The sequence below is a fragment of the Streptomyces sp. NPDC002092 genome, from assembly GCF_053593775.1.
Window position 1 is genome coordinate 44317 of sequence record NZ_JBSFDG010000028.1, and the last position, 17526, is coordinate 61842.

The 17526-nt window shown below is 68.6% G+C and carries 15 protein-coding genes and 2 riboswitches; of the genes, 10 read left to right on the forward strand and 5 right to left on the reverse strand.

From position 1 onward, the window contains the following. Positions 1-53: 53 nt before the first annotated feature. The 4 genes from ACWCRD_RS40910 to gcvT form a co-directional block, all read right to left on the reverse strand. Positions 54-1421 carry an L-serine ammonia-lyase gene (locus tag ACWCRD_RS40910; protein WP_450970752.1) on the reverse strand — a complete coding sequence of 456 codons (1368 nt, stop codon included), beginning with the start codon at positions 1419-1421 and terminating at the stop codon, positions 54-56. Between the two features lie 56 nt (positions 1422-1477). After that, positions 1478-2740 (reverse strand): serine hydroxymethyltransferase, encoded by a 1263-nt coding sequence (gene glyA, locus ACWCRD_RS40915; protein ID WP_450970753.1) that lies wholly within the window; start codon positions 2738-2740, stop codon positions 1478-1480. A 14-nt stretch (positions 2741-2754) separates the two neighbouring features. Next, the gene (gene gcvH, locus ACWCRD_RS40920) at positions 2755-3132 is read right to left on the reverse strand and encodes a glycine cleavage system protein GcvH (RefSeq protein WP_099931447.1); all 378 of its coding nucleotides are present in this window, start codon (positions 3130-3132) and stop codon (positions 2755-2757) included. A 129-nt stretch (positions 3133-3261) separates the two neighbouring features. Beyond that, positions 3262-4380, reverse strand: a complete 1119-nt coding sequence (gcvT, locus tag ACWCRD_RS40925) for a glycine cleavage system aminomethyltransferase GcvT (RefSeq protein ID WP_450970754.1) — start codon at positions 4378-4380, stop codon at positions 3262-3264. 44 nt (positions 4381-4424) lie between these two features. Next, positions 4425-4525: riboswitch (glycine riboswitch) on the reverse strand. Next, positions 4526-4624: riboswitch (glycine riboswitch) on the reverse strand. A 189-nt stretch (positions 4625-4813) separates the two neighbouring features. On the opposite strand from gcvT, the gene ACWCRD_RS40930 reads away from it, so the two are divergent. The 10 genes from ACWCRD_RS40930 to ACWCRD_RS40975 all read left to right on the forward strand — a co-directional run bounded on the left by ACWCRD_RS40930 (position 4814) and on the right by ACWCRD_RS40975 (position 16321). Next, positions 4814-5518, forward strand: a complete 705-nt coding sequence (locus ACWCRD_RS40930) for an AAA family ATPase (RefSeq protein WP_450970755.1) — start codon at positions 4814-4816, stop codon at positions 5516-5518. An 82-nt stretch (positions 5519-5600) separates the two neighbouring features. Next, complete coding sequence (locus ACWCRD_RS40935) at positions 5601-6395, forward strand: enhanced serine sensitivity protein SseB (RefSeq protein WP_450970756.1); 795 nt, start codon at positions 5601-5603, stop codon at positions 6393-6395. A gap of 150 nt (positions 6396-6545) precedes the next feature. Continuing rightward, entirely contained in the window at positions 6546-7340 is a 795-nt protein-coding gene (locus tag ACWCRD_RS40940) for an enhanced serine sensitivity protein SseB C-terminal domain-containing protein (RefSeq protein WP_450970757.1), read from the forward strand. A gap of 309 nt (positions 7341-7649) precedes the next feature. After that, positions 7650-8657 (forward strand): ABC transporter permease, encoded by a 1008-nt coding sequence (locus tag ACWCRD_RS40945; RefSeq protein WP_450970758.1) that lies wholly within the window; start codon positions 7650-7652, stop codon positions 8655-8657. Positions 8658-8727: 70 nt separating this feature from the next. Then, on the forward strand, positions 8728-10518 hold the full coding sequence (locus tag ACWCRD_RS40950) for an ABC transporter substrate-binding protein (RefSeq protein ID WP_450970759.1): 1791 nt from the start codon (positions 8728-8730) through the stop codon (positions 10516-10518). Positions 10519-10629: 111 nt separating this feature from the next. Beyond that, positions 10630-11628, forward strand: a complete 999-nt coding sequence (locus ACWCRD_RS40955; protein ID WP_450970760.1) for an ABC transporter permease — start codon at positions 10630-10632, stop codon at positions 11626-11628. After that, complete coding sequence (locus ACWCRD_RS40960) at positions 11625-12722, forward strand: ABC transporter ATP-binding protein (protein WP_450970761.1); 1098 nt, start codon at positions 11625-11627, stop codon at positions 12720-12722. The genes ACWCRD_RS40955 and ACWCRD_RS40960 overlap by 4 nt, the downstream gene beginning before the upstream one ends. Next, the gene (locus ACWCRD_RS40965; protein ID WP_450970762.1) at positions 12719-14002 is read left to right on the forward strand and encodes an ABC transporter ATP-binding protein; all 1284 of its coding nucleotides are present in this window, start codon (positions 12719-12721) and stop codon (positions 14000-14002) included. The genes ACWCRD_RS40960 and ACWCRD_RS40965 overlap by 4 nt, the downstream gene beginning before the upstream one ends. 184 nt (positions 14003-14186) lie before the next feature. Beyond that, positions 14187-15632: a M1 family metallopeptidase gene (locus ACWCRD_RS40970; RefSeq protein ID WP_450970763.1), complete on the forward strand. Its 1446-nt coding sequence runs from the start codon at positions 14187-14189 to the stop codon at positions 15630-15632. 32 nt (positions 15633-15664) lie between these two features. Then, on the forward strand, positions 15665-16321 hold the full coding sequence (locus ACWCRD_RS40975) for a trimeric intracellular cation channel family protein (protein WP_115905751.1): 657 nt from the start codon (positions 15665-15667) through the stop codon (positions 16319-16321). On the opposite strand, the gene ACWCRD_RS40980 is transcribed toward ACWCRD_RS40975, so the two are convergent. Beyond that, positions 16230-17453, reverse strand: coding sequence for an alpha/beta hydrolase (locus ACWCRD_RS40980; RefSeq protein WP_450970764.1), 1224 nt, complete (start codon positions 17451-17453; stop codon positions 16230-16232). The genes ACWCRD_RS40975 and ACWCRD_RS40980 overlap by 92 nt on opposite strands. Between the last annotated feature and the right edge of the window lie 73 nt (positions 17454-17526).

The window sequence follows — 17526 nt, forward strand, 5'->3', positions numbered from 1 at the left end:
GAAGACCTCGACAGCGCCGAAAGACACGAACGCACTGGTCAGGGCCAGTATCCCTAACACTCGATGATGTTCACCGCGAGCCCGCCCCGCGCCGTCTCCTTGTACTTCACGCTCATGTCCGCGCCGGTGTCCTTCATCGTCTTGATGACCTTGTCCAGGGACACCTTGTGGGAGCCGTCGCCGCGCATCGCCATCTTCGCCGCCGTGACCGCCTTCACCGCGGCCATGCCGTTGCGCTCGATGCAGGGGATCTGGACCAGGCCGCCGACCGGGTCGCAGGTGAGGCCGAGGTTGTGTTCCATGCCGATCTCGGCGGCGTTCTCGACCTGTTCGGGGGAGCCGCCGAGCACCTCGGCCAGTGCGCCGGCCGCCATCGAGCAGGCCGAGCCGACCTCGCCCTGGCAGCCGACCTCGGCTCCGGAGATGGAGGCGTTCTCCTTGAAGAGCATGCCGATCGCGCCCGCGGCCAGCAGGAAGCGGACGACTCCGTCCTCGTCGGCGCCGGGTACGAAGTTGATGTAGTAGTGCAGCACGGCCGGGATGATGCCCGCGGCGCCGTTGGTGGGGGCGGTGACCACACGGCCGCCCGCCGCGTTCTCCTCGTTCACGGCCATCGCGTAGAGCGTGATCCACTCCATGGCGTGCGCCAACGGGTCCCCCTCGGCGCGCAGTTGACGGGCGGAGACCGCGGCCCGGCGCCGCACCTTCAGACCGCCGGGCAGGATGCCCTCGCGGGACATGCCGCGGGACACGCACGCCTGCATGACCCGCCAGATGTCCAGGAGCCCGGAGCGGATCTCGTCCTCGGTGCGCCAGGCCCGCTCGTTCTCCAGCATCAGGGCGGAGATGGACAGACCCGTCTCGTTCGTCAGGCGCAGCAGCTCGTCGCCCGTGCGGAACGGGTACTTCAGCACCGTGTCGTCCAGCTTGATGCGGTCCTGGCCAACGGCGTCCTCGTCGACGACGAAGCCGCCGCCCACCGAGTAGTACGTCTTCGACAGCAGTTCCGTACCCGAGGCGTCGAACGCCCACAGGGTCATGCCGTTCGCGTGGTACGGGAGGGCCTTGCGGCGGTGCAGTTTCAGGTCGTTGTCGAAGGAGAACGGGATCTCGTGCTCGCCGAGGAGCCGGATCCGGCCGGACGACTTGATCGCCTCCACCCGCTCGTCCGCCGTCTCCACATCCACCGTCCGCGGTGCGGCGCCCTCCAGGCCGAGCAGCACCGCCTTGGGGGTGCCGTGGCCGTGGCCGGTCGCGCCCAGGGAGCCGTACAGCTCGGCACGGACGGACGCGACGGAGCCGAGCAGCTCCTCGTTGCGCAGGCGGCGGGCGAACATGCGTGCCGCACGCATCGGTCCCACCGTGTGGGAGCTCGACGGGCCTATGCCGATCGAGAACAGGTCGAAGACCGAGATGGCCACGGGAACTCCTCCGAAAAGGGTGGGGGCACACGCCGTCGGGTGCCCCCACCGGGGAACTACTTGTTCAGACCGGGGTACAGCGGGTGCTTGTCGGCGAGCGCCTTGACCCGGGTCTTGAGCGCCTCGACGTCGTACGACGGCTTCAGCGCCTCGGCGATGACGTCCGCGACCTCGGCGAAGTCCTCGGCGGTGAAGCCGCGGGTGGCCAGCGCCGGGGTGCCGATCCGCAGACCCGAGGTCACCATCGGCGGGCGCGGGTCGTTGGGGACGGCGTTGCGGTTGACCGTGATGCCGACCTCGTGCAGCCGGTCCTCGGCCTGCTGCCCGTCCAGTGCGGAGTGGCGCAGGTCGACGAGGATCAGGTGCACGTCGGTGCCGCCGGACAGGACGTTCACCCCGGCCTCGCGGGCGTCCGCCGCCGTCAGCCGCTCGGCGAGGATGCGCGCACCCTCCACCGTACGCCGCTGGCGCTCCTTGAACTCCTCGCTCGCGGCGACCTTGAAGGAGACCGCCTTCGCCGCGATCACATGCTCCAGCGGACCGCCCTGGAAGCCCGGGAAGACCGACGAGTTGAGCTTCTTCGCGAAGTCCTTCTTCGCGAGGATGATGCCGCCGCGCGGCCCGCCCAGCGTCTTGTGGGTGGTGGAGGTGACCACGTCGGCGTGCTCGACCGGGTTGGGGTGCAGCCCGGCGGCCACCAGCCCCGCGAAGTGCGCCATGTCCACCCACAGGTAGGCGCCGACCTCGTCCGCGATCCGGCGGAACTCCGCGAAGTCCAGCTGCCTCGGGTAGGCCGACCAGCCGGCGATGATCACCTTGGGGCGGTGCTCCTTGGCCAGCCGCTCCACCTCGGCCATGTCGACCAGACCGGAGTCGTCCACGTGGTAGGCGACCACGTTGAACTGCTTGCCGGAGAAGTTCAGCCGCATCCCGTGGGTCAGGTGCCCGCCGTGCGCCAGGTCCAGGCCCAGGATGGTGTCGCCGGGCTGGGCCAGCGCGAACAGCGCGGCCTGGTTGGCGGAGGCACCCGAGTGCGGCTGCACGTTGGCGTACTCGGCGCCGAACAGCTCCTTGAGCCGGTCGATGGCGATCTGCTCGGCGACATCGACGTGCTCGCAGCCGCCGTAGTAGCGCCGGCCCGGGTAGCCCTCGGCGTACTTGTTGGTCAGGACCGAGCCCTGGGCCTCCATCACCGCGAGCGGCGCGAAGTTCTCCGAGGCGATCATCTCGAGGGTGGACTGCTGGCGGTGCAGCTCGGCGTCGACCGCGGCGGCGATCTCCGGGTCGAGCTCATGCAGGGGCGTGTTCAGTACGGACATGCGTCTACGGCTCCTCAGCCGGCGTTCTGGGCGGTGTACTCGTCGGCGGAGAGCAGGTCGGCCGGCTCCTCCGTGACGCGGACCTTGAAGAGCCAACCTCCCTCGAAGGGAGCCGAGTTGACCAGGGACGGGTCGTTCACCACGTCCTCGTTGATCTCGGTGACCTCACCGGTGACGGGGGAGTACAGGTCGCTGACCGACTTGGTCGACTCCAGCTCGCCGCAGGTCTCACCCGCGGTCACGGCGGAGCCCACCTCGGGAAGCTGGGCGTAGACGACATCGCCGAGCGCGTTGGCCGCGAACTCCGTGATGCCGACCGTCGAGACGCCGTCCTCGGCGGCCGACAGCCACTCGTGCTCCTTGCTGTAACGCAGCTGCTGGGGGTTGCTCATGGCCTGAATTCTCCTGTACGCGGTGGAGTGCTGATGAAGGGGGGAGTGCGGAAAACGCATGTGAGCAGCGAAAATGTGCGCGGGGTCACGTCCGGGGACGGAGCCCCCTCGCCCAGTCTCGGTCAGTGTCTACTTCTGCCGCTTGTAGAACGGCAGCGCCACGACCTCGTACGGCTCGTGACTGCCCCGGATGTCCACGCCGACACCCTCGGTGCCCGGCGCCGCATGCGCCGCGTCGACGTAGGCCATCGCGATCGGCTTGCCCAGCGTGGGGGAGGGGGCACCGGAGGTGACCTCGCCGATCACCTCGCCGCCCGCGACGACGGCGTACCCGGCGCGCGGGACCCGACGGCCCTCGGCGACCAGGCCGACGAGGACGCGCGGCGGGTTCTCCGCAGCCCTGGCGGCCGCCTCCTGGAGCGCCTTGCGCCCCACGAAGTCGCCCTCCTTCTCGAACTTCACCACCCGGCCGAGCCCGGCGTCGAACGGCGTGAGCGAGGTGGACAGTTCATGCCCGTACAGCGGCATGCCCGCCTCCAGGCGCAGGGTGTCCCGGCAGGACAGCCCGCAGGGCACCAGCCCGACAGGCGCTCCGGCGTCGGTCAGCGCCTGCCACAGCTTCTCGGCGTCACCGGGGGCGACGAACAGCTCGAAGCCGTCCTCGCCGGTGTAGCCGGTGCGCGCGATGAGGGCGGGGACGCCGGCGACGGTGCCGGGCAGGCCGGCGTAGTACTTGAGGCCGTCGAGATCGGCGTCGGTGAGCGACTTCAGGATGCCGGGGGACTCGGGGCCCTGCACGGCGATCAGCGCGTAGCTGTCCCGGTCGTCGCGCACCTCGGCGTCGAAGCCGGCCGAACGCTCCACCAGCGCGTCCAGCACCACCTGCGCGTTGGAGGCGTTGGCGACGACCATGTACTCGCTGTCGGCGAGCCGGTAGACGATCAGGTCGTCGAGGATGCCGCCGTCGGCCCGGCAGATCATCGTGTAGCGGGCCCGGCCGACGCCGACGGAGGCGATGTTGCCGACCAGGGCGAAGTTCAGGAGCTGTGCGGCCTGCGGGCCGGTCACGGTGATCTCGCCCATGTGGGAGAGATCGAAGAGCCCGGCCTTCGTCCGCACGGCGAGGTGCTCGTCGCGCTCGGAGCCGTAGCGCAGGGGCATGTCCCAGCCGGCGAAGTCGGTCATCGTCGCGCCGAGCGAGCGATGCAGAGCATCGAGCGCGGTGTGACGGGGTTCGGTGCTGCTCATCGGACGGTCGTCTCCCAGGCAGAGTGCATGACGGGCGAGGTCGTTCCTCCCCATCTGTCATCGGAACCTGAGAGGTTCGCCATGAAGTCATGGCTTGCACCTTGGGTGGGGCCACCGGATCCGGTGGCCCGCTTTTCAGATGTGCCTCGCCCGCGCGGTAACGGGGCCTGAGAGATTCAAGGGAGGGACTTGCTCCTTCGGCGCCCGGCAGACTCGGCTGCCAGGACTCTCCCGCGCGGATTCAAACGGCCGGTATGCAGTTGCGCGCACATCATTGCACGCGCCCCCTCCTCCTCGGCACCGCCTCTTCGGCACCTCCTCTTTGTGACCGGGCTGTGGCCGGAACCGAACACAACCACGAGACGCCGTGCATTACCTTCCCTTTACAAAGAGTGGGGAGAAGCTTTCCTGACCCCCAGGAAGGACGATCACGGTGAACAGGACCACGGTGTACGCCACGACCTCGGCCGTCGCGCTGCCCAAGCAGCCCACGGCCCCGGCCCAGGACGCGTGCGGTGCCTTCCCCCATGCTCGGCTGCGCTCGCGCGGGGGGACCCCCACGGCACCCGTGGTCCGCGATCTGCGCGACCGCTCGGGGTACAGCCCGCACGCCCTGCTCTTCGGCCCCCGTGACCTGGTGGTGGTCACCGGCCTGCCCGGCAGCGGCAAGTCCACGCTGATGGAGCGCGCCGTCCGCGGCATCCGCATCGACTCCCAGGACGCCCGCGACCGCTGGGAGGCCCGCACGCCCCGCTTCCTGCCCTACGCGCTCTACCGGCCCCTCGTCCGCCTCGCCCACTACGCGGGACTGCGCCGCGCCCTGCGCAGCGGCGAAGGGGTCGTCGTGCACGACTGCGGTACGCAGGCCTGGGTGCGCGGCTGGCTGGCCCGCGAGGCCCGGCGCCGCGGCGGCACCCTGCATCTGCTGCTGCTCGACGTCACGCCCGGCACGGCTCTGGAGGGCCAGCGCGAGCGCGGCCGCGGCGTCTCGCGCTACGCCTTCCTGCGCCACCGCACGGCAGCGGCCCGGCTGATCCGCGCGGTCGAGCGGGGCGACCTGCCCGAGGGCGTCGGCTCGGCGGTGCTGCTGGACCGGGACGCCGCGGACGTCCTGCGCAGAATCGGTTTCACGGGGTGACGCACGGCCCAACCCCTTTGTCCCTCCCACCCGCTAGCCTTTCCAGCCACAGCAGTGGTTCTCAGCAGGCGGTCGGACACAGATGGACTTCGCAGCGGATCTTCCCGCGGACTTTCCCTTGCAGGCGCACCCCCATCCGCACGGCGGATGGCCCGGCAACGAGCTGGAGGAGGTGCTGTCGGCCTCCCTCGGCATCCCCTCGGCGGGCGGCCGGATCCTGGAGGTGCTCGGCCGCAGCTTCGTCTGGGTGCCGCTGCCGAACGGCGGCGACCTGAACAGCGGCCCCCTCGACCTGCCCACGCTGGAGATCGAGGGCCAGGCCTATGTGCCGGTCTTCAGCTCCGAGGAGCAGTTCCGGCAGGTGGTCGGCTCCCACATGTCGTACACGATCGCCCCGGCCGTCGAGTTCGCCCGCGGACTGCCCCCGCAGGTCGGCCTCGCGGTGAACCCGGACGGCGTGGTCGGCATCCCGCTCCCGCCGCCCGCCGTCGCCGAACTGTGCCGCGTGGGCCGCACCCCGCTGGACGGCCCCGCAACCGGCGGCCGGGTCAAGCTCTTCGAGCCGGACTGGCAGGACGACCCGATCGACTTCCTCGCCGCGGCCTCCGCCGAGTTCGCCGGGACAGGAGTGGTCGTCACCGCCCGCCGCTGCCTCGCCGCCATCGAGACGGCGGACCCGGTGATGTTCGTGGGCGTCGAACTCTCCCAGCGGGAGGGCGACATCAGAGCCCTCCCCCTGGAGGCCCTGAGCCGGGCCATCACCCAAATCCCCACCCAGTGGCCCGTCAACCTGGTCCTCCTGGACGTGACGGACGACCCGGTGGCGACCTGGATGCGGGAACGGGTACGCCCTTTCTATACGAGGGACCACCTGTAGAGCGCCGCGAGGGGCAGCCGCCCTCAAGGGGCGCGGGGAACTGCGCGACAAGCCACGCACGACCTGCACTCGCCGACGAACAACAGGTCCCGAGTTTCTGGGCGCTTAAGCTGTTGGCATACGCGGGGCAACCACAGAAGGGGCACACACGTGAGCGCCAGCACCACGACCGGGACGGTCGAGAACATGCTGCGCCAGGTGACGCCAGGGCGCTACGACGCCTACGAGGCACTCCTCCGCGCACTCGCGACCCCCGGCTCCGGCCAGGTCTGGATGCTCCTGTGGCACGGCCAGGCGGGCTCCCCGGACGCCCAGTACGGAAACATGGAGGTCGACGGCCACGGCTACGCCCCGTGCGTCACCTCCGCCCAGGAACTCTCGGCCAGCGGCTGGAACAGATCGTACGAGGTGGTCGACGGTCTCGACGTCGCCCGCACCCTCTACCCCGACCACTTCGGCCTCTGGCTCAATCCGCACGCCCCGGGCGGGGGCGTGGGCATCCCCTGGCTGGATCTGCGCCGTATCGCCACCGGTCTGGAGCGCCAGGCGGCCGGCCCGCTGCGGATGTCGGAACCCGCGATCGAGATCCCGCAGTTCTACGCCCTGCTCGCACAGAACGCCCACCGCACCCCGGCCGTCCGCTCGCTGCGCCGCGCCTGGGTGCAGCCGGCGCTCGGGGCGCCGTATCTCGCCATCGGCCTTGACGTGTACGACACCAGCCCGCCCGCGGTGGACTCGGTGCGGGCGATGATGCAGCAGTCCATCGGCGCCGTCCCGGACGGACTGCCGGTGTCGACGGTGGCGATGTCCGACGAGTACGACCCCGTCGCGCTGTGGATGCGGGCGAGCGTCCGGCCGTTCTACGACCGCGAGGCCCACGCGGCCGCTCCGGCCCAGGCGCCGGCGGCCGGGTACGGGTACCCGCCGGTGCATGGCGGATACTGAGACGCAGGCCTGGTTCGTACCAGGCCGGGAGTCGGTCTGCGCGCGTAGATCGGGCCGGAAGATCCTTTTCCGTGGAGTATGTCCAAAATAATCCCTGTCCGGCCGCCGTTACCCGGTGTCCGGATAACGGAACCCTCCAGCCCGCATCACGTTTACGCATCCTTTCACCGCCAAGTCTGGCAACAGATCGCCAAAGCGTTGAAGACTCCCGCTCCAGGGGGGTTCGCCCCCGTGTACGACGGACTGATCACGCCGCCACCGCGGCAAAGTGCGGGCCGGCTACCGCCGGTTGAGAGGGGTCCCTGCCAGATGACGGCACCATTGCACGAGCCGACCGCAGAAGCGGCCCCGAGCGCGGCCGAAGAAGCGGCGGTCGCCACCGCCGGCGACAAGGCCGTACAGGGGCGTTCCCTGGGCCGGATCGCCTGGGAGCGCCTGAAGAGGGACAAACTCGCCCTCACAGGCGGCATCGTCGTGCTCGTACTCGTCGTGGTGGCGCTGCTCGCACCGGTGATCACCAGCCTCTACGGGCAGGACCCCGACGTCTACCACGAGAGCCTGATCGACCCGCTGTTCAGCACCCCCAAGGGGTCGCTCGGCGGCATCAGCGGCGCCCACTGGCTGGGCGTCGAGCCGGTCAACGGCCGCGACATCTTCGCGCGCATCCTCTACGGCGCCCGGATCTCGCTCCTGGTCGGCTTCCTGTCCGCGATCGTCGCCGTCGTGCTCGGCACGATCCTCGGCATCCTGGCCGGCTTCTTCGGCGGCTGGGTCGACTCGGTCATCAGCCGCGTCATGGACGGCCTGCTGGCCTTCCCGCAGCTGCTCTTCATCATCGCGCTGGTCTCCGTCATGCCGAACGAGATGCTCGGACTGAGCGGCTCCAGCGTGCGCGTGTTCGTGATGATCCTGGTCATCGGCTTCTTCGGCTGGCCCTACATCGGACGCGTGGTGCGCGGCCAGACCCTCTCGCTGCGTGAGCGCGAGTACGTCGAGGCGGCCCGATCGCTGGGTGCCGGGCGGTTCTACATCCTGTTCAAGGAACTGCTGCCCAACCTCGTCGCCCCGATCATCGTCTACACGACGATGATGATCCCCACCAACATCCTCACCGAGGCGGCGCTCAGCTTCCTGGGCGTGGGCGTCAAGCCCCCCACGTCCTCCTGGGGGCAGATGCTCTCGACCGCGATCGACTACTACGACTCGGACCCCATGTACATGGTCGTCCCCGGCGTGGCGATCTTCATCACCGTTCTGGCCTTCAACCTCTTCGGCGACGGCGTGCGGGACGCGCTCGACCCGAAGGGCTCGCGCTGAACTGCCGTACCCCAAGCGTCCCGTGTGTACTCCCACGGGGTCTCTCATCAAAACCGGAGGATCCGAGATCGTGACTACCCAACGCACCTCAGGGCGGCGCAAGCAGGCGTTGGCCGCTGCTGCCGCGGTCGCCGGCATGCTGACCATGGCGGCGTGCGGCGGCGGCAGCGACAGCGGCGGTTCGAAGACGGGTGCGGCCGGCTTCGACGCGGCGAACAACAAGGTTGCCCAGGCCGATCAGGTCAAGAAGGGCGGCACGCTGAAGTTCGTCACCTCGCAGGACGCCGACTCGTGGGACACCACGCGTGGTTACTACGGCTTCATGTGGGACTTCGCGCGCTACTACAGCCGTCAGCTGCTCACCTACAAGACCGAGCCGGGCGCCGCGGGCGCCGAGGTCACCCCCGACCTCGCCACGGACGCCGGTCAGGTCTCGTCCGACGGCAAGACGTACACCTTCCACCTGCGTGACGGGATCACCTGGGAGGACGGCAAGCCGATCACCTCCCAGGACATCAAGTACGGCATCGAGCGCACCTGGGCGCAGGACGTCCTGTCCGGCGGCCCGATCTACCTGCAGCAGATGCTCGACCCCAACAACACCTACAAGGGTCCCTACAAGGACACCTCGAAGGACAAGCTCGGCCTGAAGGCGATCGACACGCCCGACGCCAAGACGATCGTCTTCCACCTGCCCAAGGCGAACTCGGACTTCAAGCAGGTGCTGGCGATGGTCTCGGCCTCGCCGGTCCGCCAGGACATGGACACCAAGTCCAAGTACGGCCTGAAGCCGTTCTCCTCCGGCCCGTACAAGTTCGAGTCGTACAGCCCGGGCAAGTCGCTGGTGCTGGTGCGCAACACCAACTGGAAGGCGTCCTCGGACCCGGTCCGCAAGGCGTACCCGGACAAGATCACTCTGGACATCTCCACCAACCAGAGCGACATGGACCAGCGTCTGATCAACGGCGACTACGACATCGACGCCAGCCAGACGGGTCTTGGCCCGCAGGGCCGCACCATCGCCCTGAAGCAGCACAAGGACAACCTCGACAACCCGGTCTCCGGCTTCATCCGCTACGCGGTCTTCCCGCAGAGCGTCAAGCCGTTCGACAACATCGACTGCCGCAAGGCCGTGATCTACGCCGCCGACCACGTGTCGCTGCAGACCGCGCGCGGTGGCCCGATCGCCGGTGGTGACATCGGCACCAACATGCTCCCGCCGTCGATCCCCGGTGGCGAGGGCCAGAAGTACGACCCGTACAAGATCGCCGGTGCCAACAAGAACGGCAACGTCGCCCTGGCCAAGCAGGCGCTGAAGGCCTGCGGCCAGCCGAACGGCTTCAAGACCACCATCGCCGTCCGCAACAACAAGACGCAGGAGGTGGCCACGGCCACGTCCCTGCAGGCGGCGCTGAAGCAGGTCGGCATCCAGGCCGACATCTACCAGTACGACGGCTCGCAGAGCGCCGGCATCATCGGCTCCCCGTCGAACGTGGCGAAGAAGAAGCTCGGCATCATCATCATGGGCTGGGGCCCGGACTTCCCGACCGTCCAGGGCTACGGCATCCCGCTGTGGAGCAGCCACTACATCCTGCAGAGCGGCAACAACAACTACGCTCTGATCAAGGACAAGACGATCGACGGTCTGTTCGACCAGTACAACGGCGAACTGAACGAGGCGAAGAAGACGCAGATCGCCACGGAGATCAACCACAAGGTGAGCGAGGGCGCGTACTACCTGCCCTTCACCTTCGAGCGGCTCCTGAACTGGCGTTCCTCGCGGATCGGCAACGTGTACACGACGAACGCGTACAGCGGCTACTACGACTTCGTCAACATCGGTCTGAAGTCCTCGAAGTAATCCCGGCACACCCGCCGTACGGCACGAAAGGCAGGTGAAGGCCGGCGCGGCGGGACCGTGGGCCACCGGAAGACCTCCGGCGGCCCGCGGCCCCGCGGCGGGCCGTTAGCTGTGCTCGCTTACCTCCTCAGGCGGCTCTTCGCCGCCGCAGTGATGCTGCTGGTCATCATCCTGGTGGTCTTCAGCATCTTCTTCCTCGTCCCCAAGTGGGCGGGCGTGGACATCGCCACGAGCTTCGTGGGCAAGCAGGCCGACCCCGCGGCGGTGGAAGCGGTGCGGACGAAGCTGGGTCTGAGCGACCCGATCTTCATCCAGGTATGGCACTTCTTCAAGGGCATCTTCGTGGGCCGCACCTACGCGGCCGGCGGCGACATCACCCACTGCTCCGCGCCGTGCTTCGGCTACTCCTTCCGCAGCGAACAGGCCGTCTGGCCGGTGCTGACCGACCGCTTCCCGGTGACCCTGGGTCTCGCGCTCGGTGCCGCCGTGCTGTGGCTGGTCTTCGGTGTCGCGGCCGGTGTGCTCTCCGCGCTCAAGCGGGGCAGCATGTGGGACCGCGGCGCGATGGTCGTCGCCCTCGGCGGTGTGTCCCTGCCGATCTACTTCACCGGTCTGCTCTCGCTGGCGGTCTTCAGCTACGGACTGGGCTGGATCGACGGCAAGTACGTGCCTCTCGACCAGAGCGTCGGCGGCTACCTCGGCGGAATGATCCTGCCCTGGGTCACCCTCGCGTTCCTCTATGCGGCGATGTACGCCCGGATCACCCGCGCCACCATGCTGGAGATCCTCGGCGAGGACTACATCCGCACGGCCCGTGCGAAGGGCCTCAAGGAACAGGTCGTCATCGGCAAGCACGCCATGCGCTCCACGATGACGCCCATCCTGACCATGCTCGGCATGGACCTCGGCGCCCTCATCGGCGGCGCGATCCTGACCGAGACGACGTTCAGCCTGCCGGGCCTCGGCCAGGCGGTGCTGACCGCCATCAAGAACCAGGACCTGCCCATCATTCTGGGCGTCACCCTGATCACTTCTCTCGCGGTGCTGATCGCCAACCTCGTGGTGGACGTCCTGTACGCCGTGATCGACCCCCGAGTGAGGCTCGCATGACGGAACTGAGCAAGAGCGGAGCGGCCGTGGGCGAGCCCACGGGCACTTCGCCGGCCCCGACCTCCTTCCTCGAAGTGCGCGACCTGAAGGTGCACTTCCCGACCGACGACGGCCTGGTCAAGTCCGTCGACGGGCTCTCCTTCAAGCTGGAGAAGGGCAAGACCCTCGGCATCGTGGGTGAGTCGGGTTCCGGCAAGTCGGTGACCTCGCTCGGCATCATGGGGCTGCACACGGCCGGCCAGTACGGCAAGCGCAAGGCGCAGATCTCCGGCGAGATCTGGCTGGACGGCACCGAGCTGCTGACCGCCGACCCGGACGAGGTGCGCAAGCTGCGTGGCCGCCAGATGGCGATGATCTTCCAGGATCCGCTGTCCGCGCTGCACCCGTACTACACGATCGGTCAGCAGATCGTGGAGGCGTACCGCATCCACCACGACGTCGACAAGAAGACCGCGAAGAAGCGCGCGGTCGAGATGCTCGACCGGGTGGGCATCCCGCAGCCGGACAAGCGGGTGGACAGCTACCCGCACGAGTTCTCCGGCGGTATGCGCCAGCGCGCGATGATCGCGATGTCGCTGGTCAACAACCCCGAGCTGCTCATCGCGGACGAGCCGACGACCGCTCTGGACGTGACCGTCCAGGCGCAGATCCTCGACCTGATCCGGGATCTGCAGAAGGAGTTCGGCTCCGCGGTCATCGTCATCACCCACGACCTGGGTGTCGTCGCCGAGCTCGCCGACGACATCCTGGTGATGTACGGCGGGCGCTGCGTCGAGCGGGGGCCGGCGGAGAAGGTGTTCTACGAGCCCCGCCACCCCTACACCTGGGGCCTGCTCGGGTCGATGCCGCGCCTGGACAGGGAGCAGCAGGAGCGCCTGATCCCGGTCAAGGGCTCCCCGCCCTCCCTGATCAACGTCCCGTCCGGCTGCGCCTTCAACCCACGCTGCCCGTACGCCGACATCCCGAAGGACAACGTCACCCGCACGGTCCGGCCCGAGCTGACCGAGGTCGGCAGTCAGCACTGGGCCGCCTGCCACATGACGCAGGAGCAGCGGGAGCGTATCTGGACCGAAGAGATTGCGCCGAAGCTGTGAGCGAGACCCCTAAGGACACAGCCGTGACCCTTCCCGCGCAGAGCGACGGTGCCACCCTCACCAAGGACGCCGCCTCCGGCGAGACCCTGCTGAAGGTGACCGGGCTCAAGAAGCACTTCCCGATCAAGAAGGGCCTGCTCCAGCGGCAGGTCGGGGCCGTGCACGCCGTCGACGGCATCGACTTCGAGGTCAAGGCCGGCGAGACCCTGGGCGTCGTGGGCGAGTCCGGCTGCGGCAAGTCGACGATGGGCCGGCTGATCACCCGGCTGCTCGAACCGACCGGCGGCAAGGTCGAGTTCGAGGGCAAGGACATCACGCACCTCGGGGTGAGCGGCATGCGTCCGCTGCGCCGCGATGTGCAGATGATCTTCCAGGACCCCTACTCCTCGCTGAACCCGCGCCACACCATCGGCACGATCGTCGGCGCCCCCTTCAAGCTGCAGGGCGTCGAGCCCGAGGGCGGCATCAAGAAGGAAGTGCAGCGGCTGCTGTCGGTGGTCGGTCTCAACCCCGAGCACTACAACCGCTATCCGCACGAGTTCTCCGGCGGTCAGCGCCAGCGCATCGGCATCGCCCGCGCGCTCGCCCTGAACCCGAAGCTGGTCGTGGCGGACGAGCCGGTCTCCGCGCTGGACGTGTCGATCCAGGCGCAGGTCGTCAACCTGCTGGACGACCTCCAGCAGGAGCTGGGCCTGACGTACGTGATCATCGCGCACGACCTCTCGGTGGTCCGGCACGTCTCGGACCGGATCGCGGTGATGTACCTCGGCAAGATCGTGGAGCTGGCCGACCGCGAGTCGCTGTACCGGGCGCCGATGCACCCGTACACCAAGGCGCTGATGTCGGCGGTGCCGATCCCGGACCCGCGGCGCAAGAACGCCAAGAGCGAGCGCATCCTGCTCAAGGGTGACGTGCCCTCGCCGATCTCCCCGCCGAGCGGCTGCCGCTTCCACACCCGGTGCTGGAAGGCGACACAGATCTGCAAGACGACCGAGCCGAAGCTCGTCGAGCTCAAGCCCGGCCAGCAGGTCGCCTGCCACCACCCGGAGAACTTCGAGGACCAGGCCCCGCAGGACACCGTCCTGCTGACCATGGCCAAGGAGGCGGCCGAACTGGTCGCCGACGAGGTGCTCGCGGAGTCGGCGGAGACGTCGGCGGCGGTGGCGGCGGAGGTCGCGGAGACCGAGACCGAGGCGGAGGACGAATCGGCAGCGGAGGAGCCCGCGGAGGCGTCGCCCGCCACCGAGTCCGGGAATCCGGAGACCGCCGGCGAGAAGTAAACCGAAATCCGTCAGGGCGAAATGCCCCGGCAGTCCGAAGGGGCTGCCGGGGCATTCGCATGCGGACAGGAGTCAACTGCCCAGTAGCACATGACGACTTGGTAAAGCCATGTACATGTCGACGTAGTGGAGTGCAGAGTCGGGCGTATCCGTCTGATCGGACCACGCACCGAAGGGGCTACCCATGGCACTCTCCCGTTCGGCACGCTTAGGGGCCGCCCGCCCGTCTCCCACCGCCACCCTCAAACGACGCGCGTCGCGCGGAAGCCTGGTAATGACCGTGGCGGCCTCTTTCCTTGTCATCGCCGCTTCCTCCGCCCCCACTCCGGGCGCCCCGGGCATCGGCGACACCTACTTCCCCAACCTCGGCAACGGCGGCTTCGACGCCCGCCACTACGACCTCGACGTGGCGTACAACCCGGGCACCGACCGCCTCGACGGCCGTACGACGCTCACCGCCCGCGCCACCCAGACCCTCTCCTCCTTCGACCTGGACCTGCAGAAGCTGGAGGTCACCCGGGTCGAAGTGAACGGGAGACGCGCCGAGTTCACCCGGGACGGCGACGAACTGCGCATCACGCCGAAGGGAGTGCTCCCCAAGGGGCACACCTTCAAGGTCACCGTCACCTATGGCGGCGTTCCCGAACCCCTCAACGGCCCCATCGTCTTCGGCTCCGACTACGGCTGGATGAAGACCCCCGACGGCGTCTTCGTCGCCTGCGAACCCAACGCCGCCTCCACCTGGTTCCCGTCCAGCGACCACCCCGACGACAAGGCCACCTACGACATCCGTATCAAGGCGCCCAGGGGTCTGACCGGCGTCTCCAACGGCCGTCTCGTCTCCACGTACGACAAGGGCGACTCGACGTACACCCACTGGCGCGAGTCGAAGCCCATGGCGACCTACCTGGCGACCGCCACCATCGGGAAGTTCGACGTCAAGACCGGCACCACGCCTTCCGGGATCCCGATCTACGTCGCCATCGACCCGGTGCTCGCCAACAGCAACAGCGTCGACGTGTACGCCGTCACCGCGGCGGCCACCGACTACTGGTCGCAGGTCTTCGGGCCGTACCCCTTCGAGGAGACCGGCGCGATCGTCGACGACATGCCCCAGGCCGGGTTCTCGCTGGAGGTGCAGAGCAAGCCGGCGTACTCGGCCGTGCGCAACGAGACGACGATCGTGCACGAGCTCGCCCACCAGTGGTTCGGCGACTCGGTCTCGGTCGAGCGCTGGAAGGACATCTGGCTCAACGAGGGCTTCGCCACCTACGCCCAGTGGCTGTGGGCCGAGCACCAGGGCACCCGCAGCGCCCACGACTCCTTCCTGGCCGCATACAACTCGCGGGCCGCCGACAGCCCGTTCTGGCAGATCACCGTCGCCGACCCGCAGCGCGACACCATGTTCGCCTCCGCGGTCTACCAGCGAGGCGCGATGACGCTGCAGGCGCTGCGTGAACGCATCGGCGACAAGGCGTTCTTCAAGCTGCTGCCGACCTGGACGAGGATCCACCGCTACGGCAACGCCAACACCGGGCAGTTCGTCAAGCTCGCGGAGAAGATCTCCGGGCAGAACCTCGACGACCTGTTCCAGAAGTGGATCTACACCACCGGCAAACCGGCCCTGTGAGGGCCGTGAGAACCCCCGAGTAAGAATGTGGGGTGCTCCAGCAACTGTTCAGCCCCTCCGTCCAGCACACGCTCGACCTCGTCGGCATCTTCGTGTTCGCCATCTCCGGCGCGCTGCTGGCCGTCCGCAAGAACTTCGACGTGTTCGGCATCGCCGTGCTCGCCGAGGTCACCGCGCTGGGCGGAGGGCTGTTCCGGGACCTGATCATCGGGGCGGTGCCCCCGGCCGCCTTCACGGACCTGGGCTACTTCATCACCCCGCTCCTCGCCGCCCTCATGGTCGTCTTCCTGCACCCGCACGTCGAGCGCATCCAGGTCGCCGTCAACGTCTTCGACGCGGCCGGCCTCGGCCTGTTCTGCGTCGCCGGAACGATCAAGGCGTACGAGTACGGTCTCGGCCTCACCCAGTCCGCGACCCTCGGCCTCGCCACCGCCGTCGGGGGCGGTGTGCTCAGGGACGTCCTCGCCAACGAGGTGCCGTCACTGCTGCGCTGGGACCGCGATCTGTACGCGGTCCCAGCGATGGTCGGCTCCACCATGGCCGTCCTGTGCATCCGCTACGACGCCCTGACCCCCTTCACCAGCGGACTCGCGGTCGTCACCGCCTTCGTGTTGCGCCTGCTAGCGATGAAGTACCACTGGCGAGCGCCGCGTGCGTGGAACCGTCGGTCGACCGTGCGGGAGGAGTAGCGTTCCGCGCCCGCCCACGGTGCTGGCCCATCTCCACGGAGAGCCAGCGGAACGACGGGACCACCTGCGGACGCCACAGCGCCATGGTGTGGCCGCCCGCGCTCTTCGGGATGAAGACGACATGCACGGTCGTCGGCGCCTTCGCGATCTGTTCGAGGCCGACACCGGCCTCGTAGCCGTCGCGCGGCTGGCCGGAGACGTACAGCGCGATCCGGGGCGGGGTGGGCGACTTCTTCAGCAGCATGAAGGGGTTGTTCTCGGCCCGGACCGTCGGGTTCTGCGCGGCGAGCGAGTTGCGTTCGCCGATCGGGTCGTTGTAGCCGGACATGCTGATCGCGGCCATGTAGCGGTTCGGGTGCGCGACGGCCAGCTTGACCGCGCAGTGCGCCCCGGCCGAGTACCCGGCGGTCGCCCAGCCCTTGGGGGCGGACTCGGCGCGGAAGTTGTCCATGACCATCTTCGGTACGTCGATGCTGAGCCAGCTGTCGGCGTTGACCTGGCCCGGGATGTTCGCGCAGCCCGTGTCCACGCCGGCCAGCAGGTTGGTGCGCGGGGCGACCAGGATGAACGGCGCGACCTGGCCGCTGCGCATGAGCGGGGCCAGCTGCTGGGTCACCTTCATCGACCCGAACCACGCCTTCGCCGAGCCCGGGTAGCCGGGCAGCAGCTCCACCACCGGGAACTTGTGGTTGCGGTAGGCGGGCTCGTCGTACTGCGGCGGCGTCCACACATAGACCTCGGCGTTCACGCCGGAGACGCGGCCCTTGAGCTCGGTCTGGCGCACGCCGCGCATGCCCGGGCCGGTGGCCGGGGTGAAGTCCTGCTTCACCTTGGGCAACCGTTTCAGCGCTATTCCGCCGGTGCCGTCGGCGCCCAGGTTGGCCGCCTGCTGCACATGGTTGCCCGTGCCGAGCAGATCGGCCCAGTTGTCGTACAGGTTGTTCGAGTTGTTGATGAAGACGAAGACCAGCGCGACCGCCGTTCCCTGGGCGAACAGCAGCATCAGCATCCGGGCCGCCATGCGCAGGGCTTGTGGCCCGCGCATCCGCGTCCACAGGACGAGCGGCAGTATCAGGGCGATCGCGAACAGCACGATCAGCGTGTAGAGGAACGGAGTCCCGGTGAGGCTCATGTCCCCATAGAGGGGGAGAGGCGCCTCGGGGTTGAGGACGAGTGCGGGCACTTACCAAGAAATTGCCGGAACC

What these genes read in the sequence shown, in the direction of transcription:
- glyA (WP_450970753.1), bottom strand. Translation starts at nt 2,740, where the DNA reads ATGTCCGTACTGAACACGCCCCTGCATGAGCTCGACCCGGAGATCGCC.
- gcvH (WP_099931447.1), bottom strand. Translation starts at nt 3,132, where the DNA reads ATGAGCAACCCCCAGCAGCTGCGTTACAGCAAGGAGCACGAGTGGCTG.
- gcvT (WP_450970754.1), bottom strand. Translation starts at nt 4,380, where the DNA reads ATGAGCAGCACCGAACCCCGTCACACCGCGCTCGATGCTCTGCATCGC.
- ACWCRD_RS40935 (WP_450970756.1), top strand. Translation starts at nt 5,601, where the DNA reads ATGGACTTCGCAGCGGATCTTCCCGCGGACTTTCCCTTGCAGGCGCAC.
- ACWCRD_RS40945 (WP_450970758.1), top strand. Translation starts at nt 7,650, where the DNA reads ATGACGGCACCATTGCACGAGCCGACCGCAGAAGCGGCCCCGAGCGCG.
- ACWCRD_RS40960 (WP_450970761.1), top strand. Translation starts at nt 11,625, where the DNA reads ATGACGGAACTGAGCAAGAGCGGAGCGGCCGTGGGCGAGCCCACGGGC.
- ACWCRD_RS40970 (WP_450970763.1), top strand. Translation starts at nt 14,187, where the DNA reads ATGGCACTCTCCCGTTCGGCACGCTTAGGGGCCGCCCGCCCGTCTCCC.
- ACWCRD_RS40980 (WP_450970764.1), bottom strand. Translation starts at nt 17,453, where the DNA reads ATGAGCCTCACCGGGACTCCGTTCCTCTACACGCTGATCGTGCTGTTC.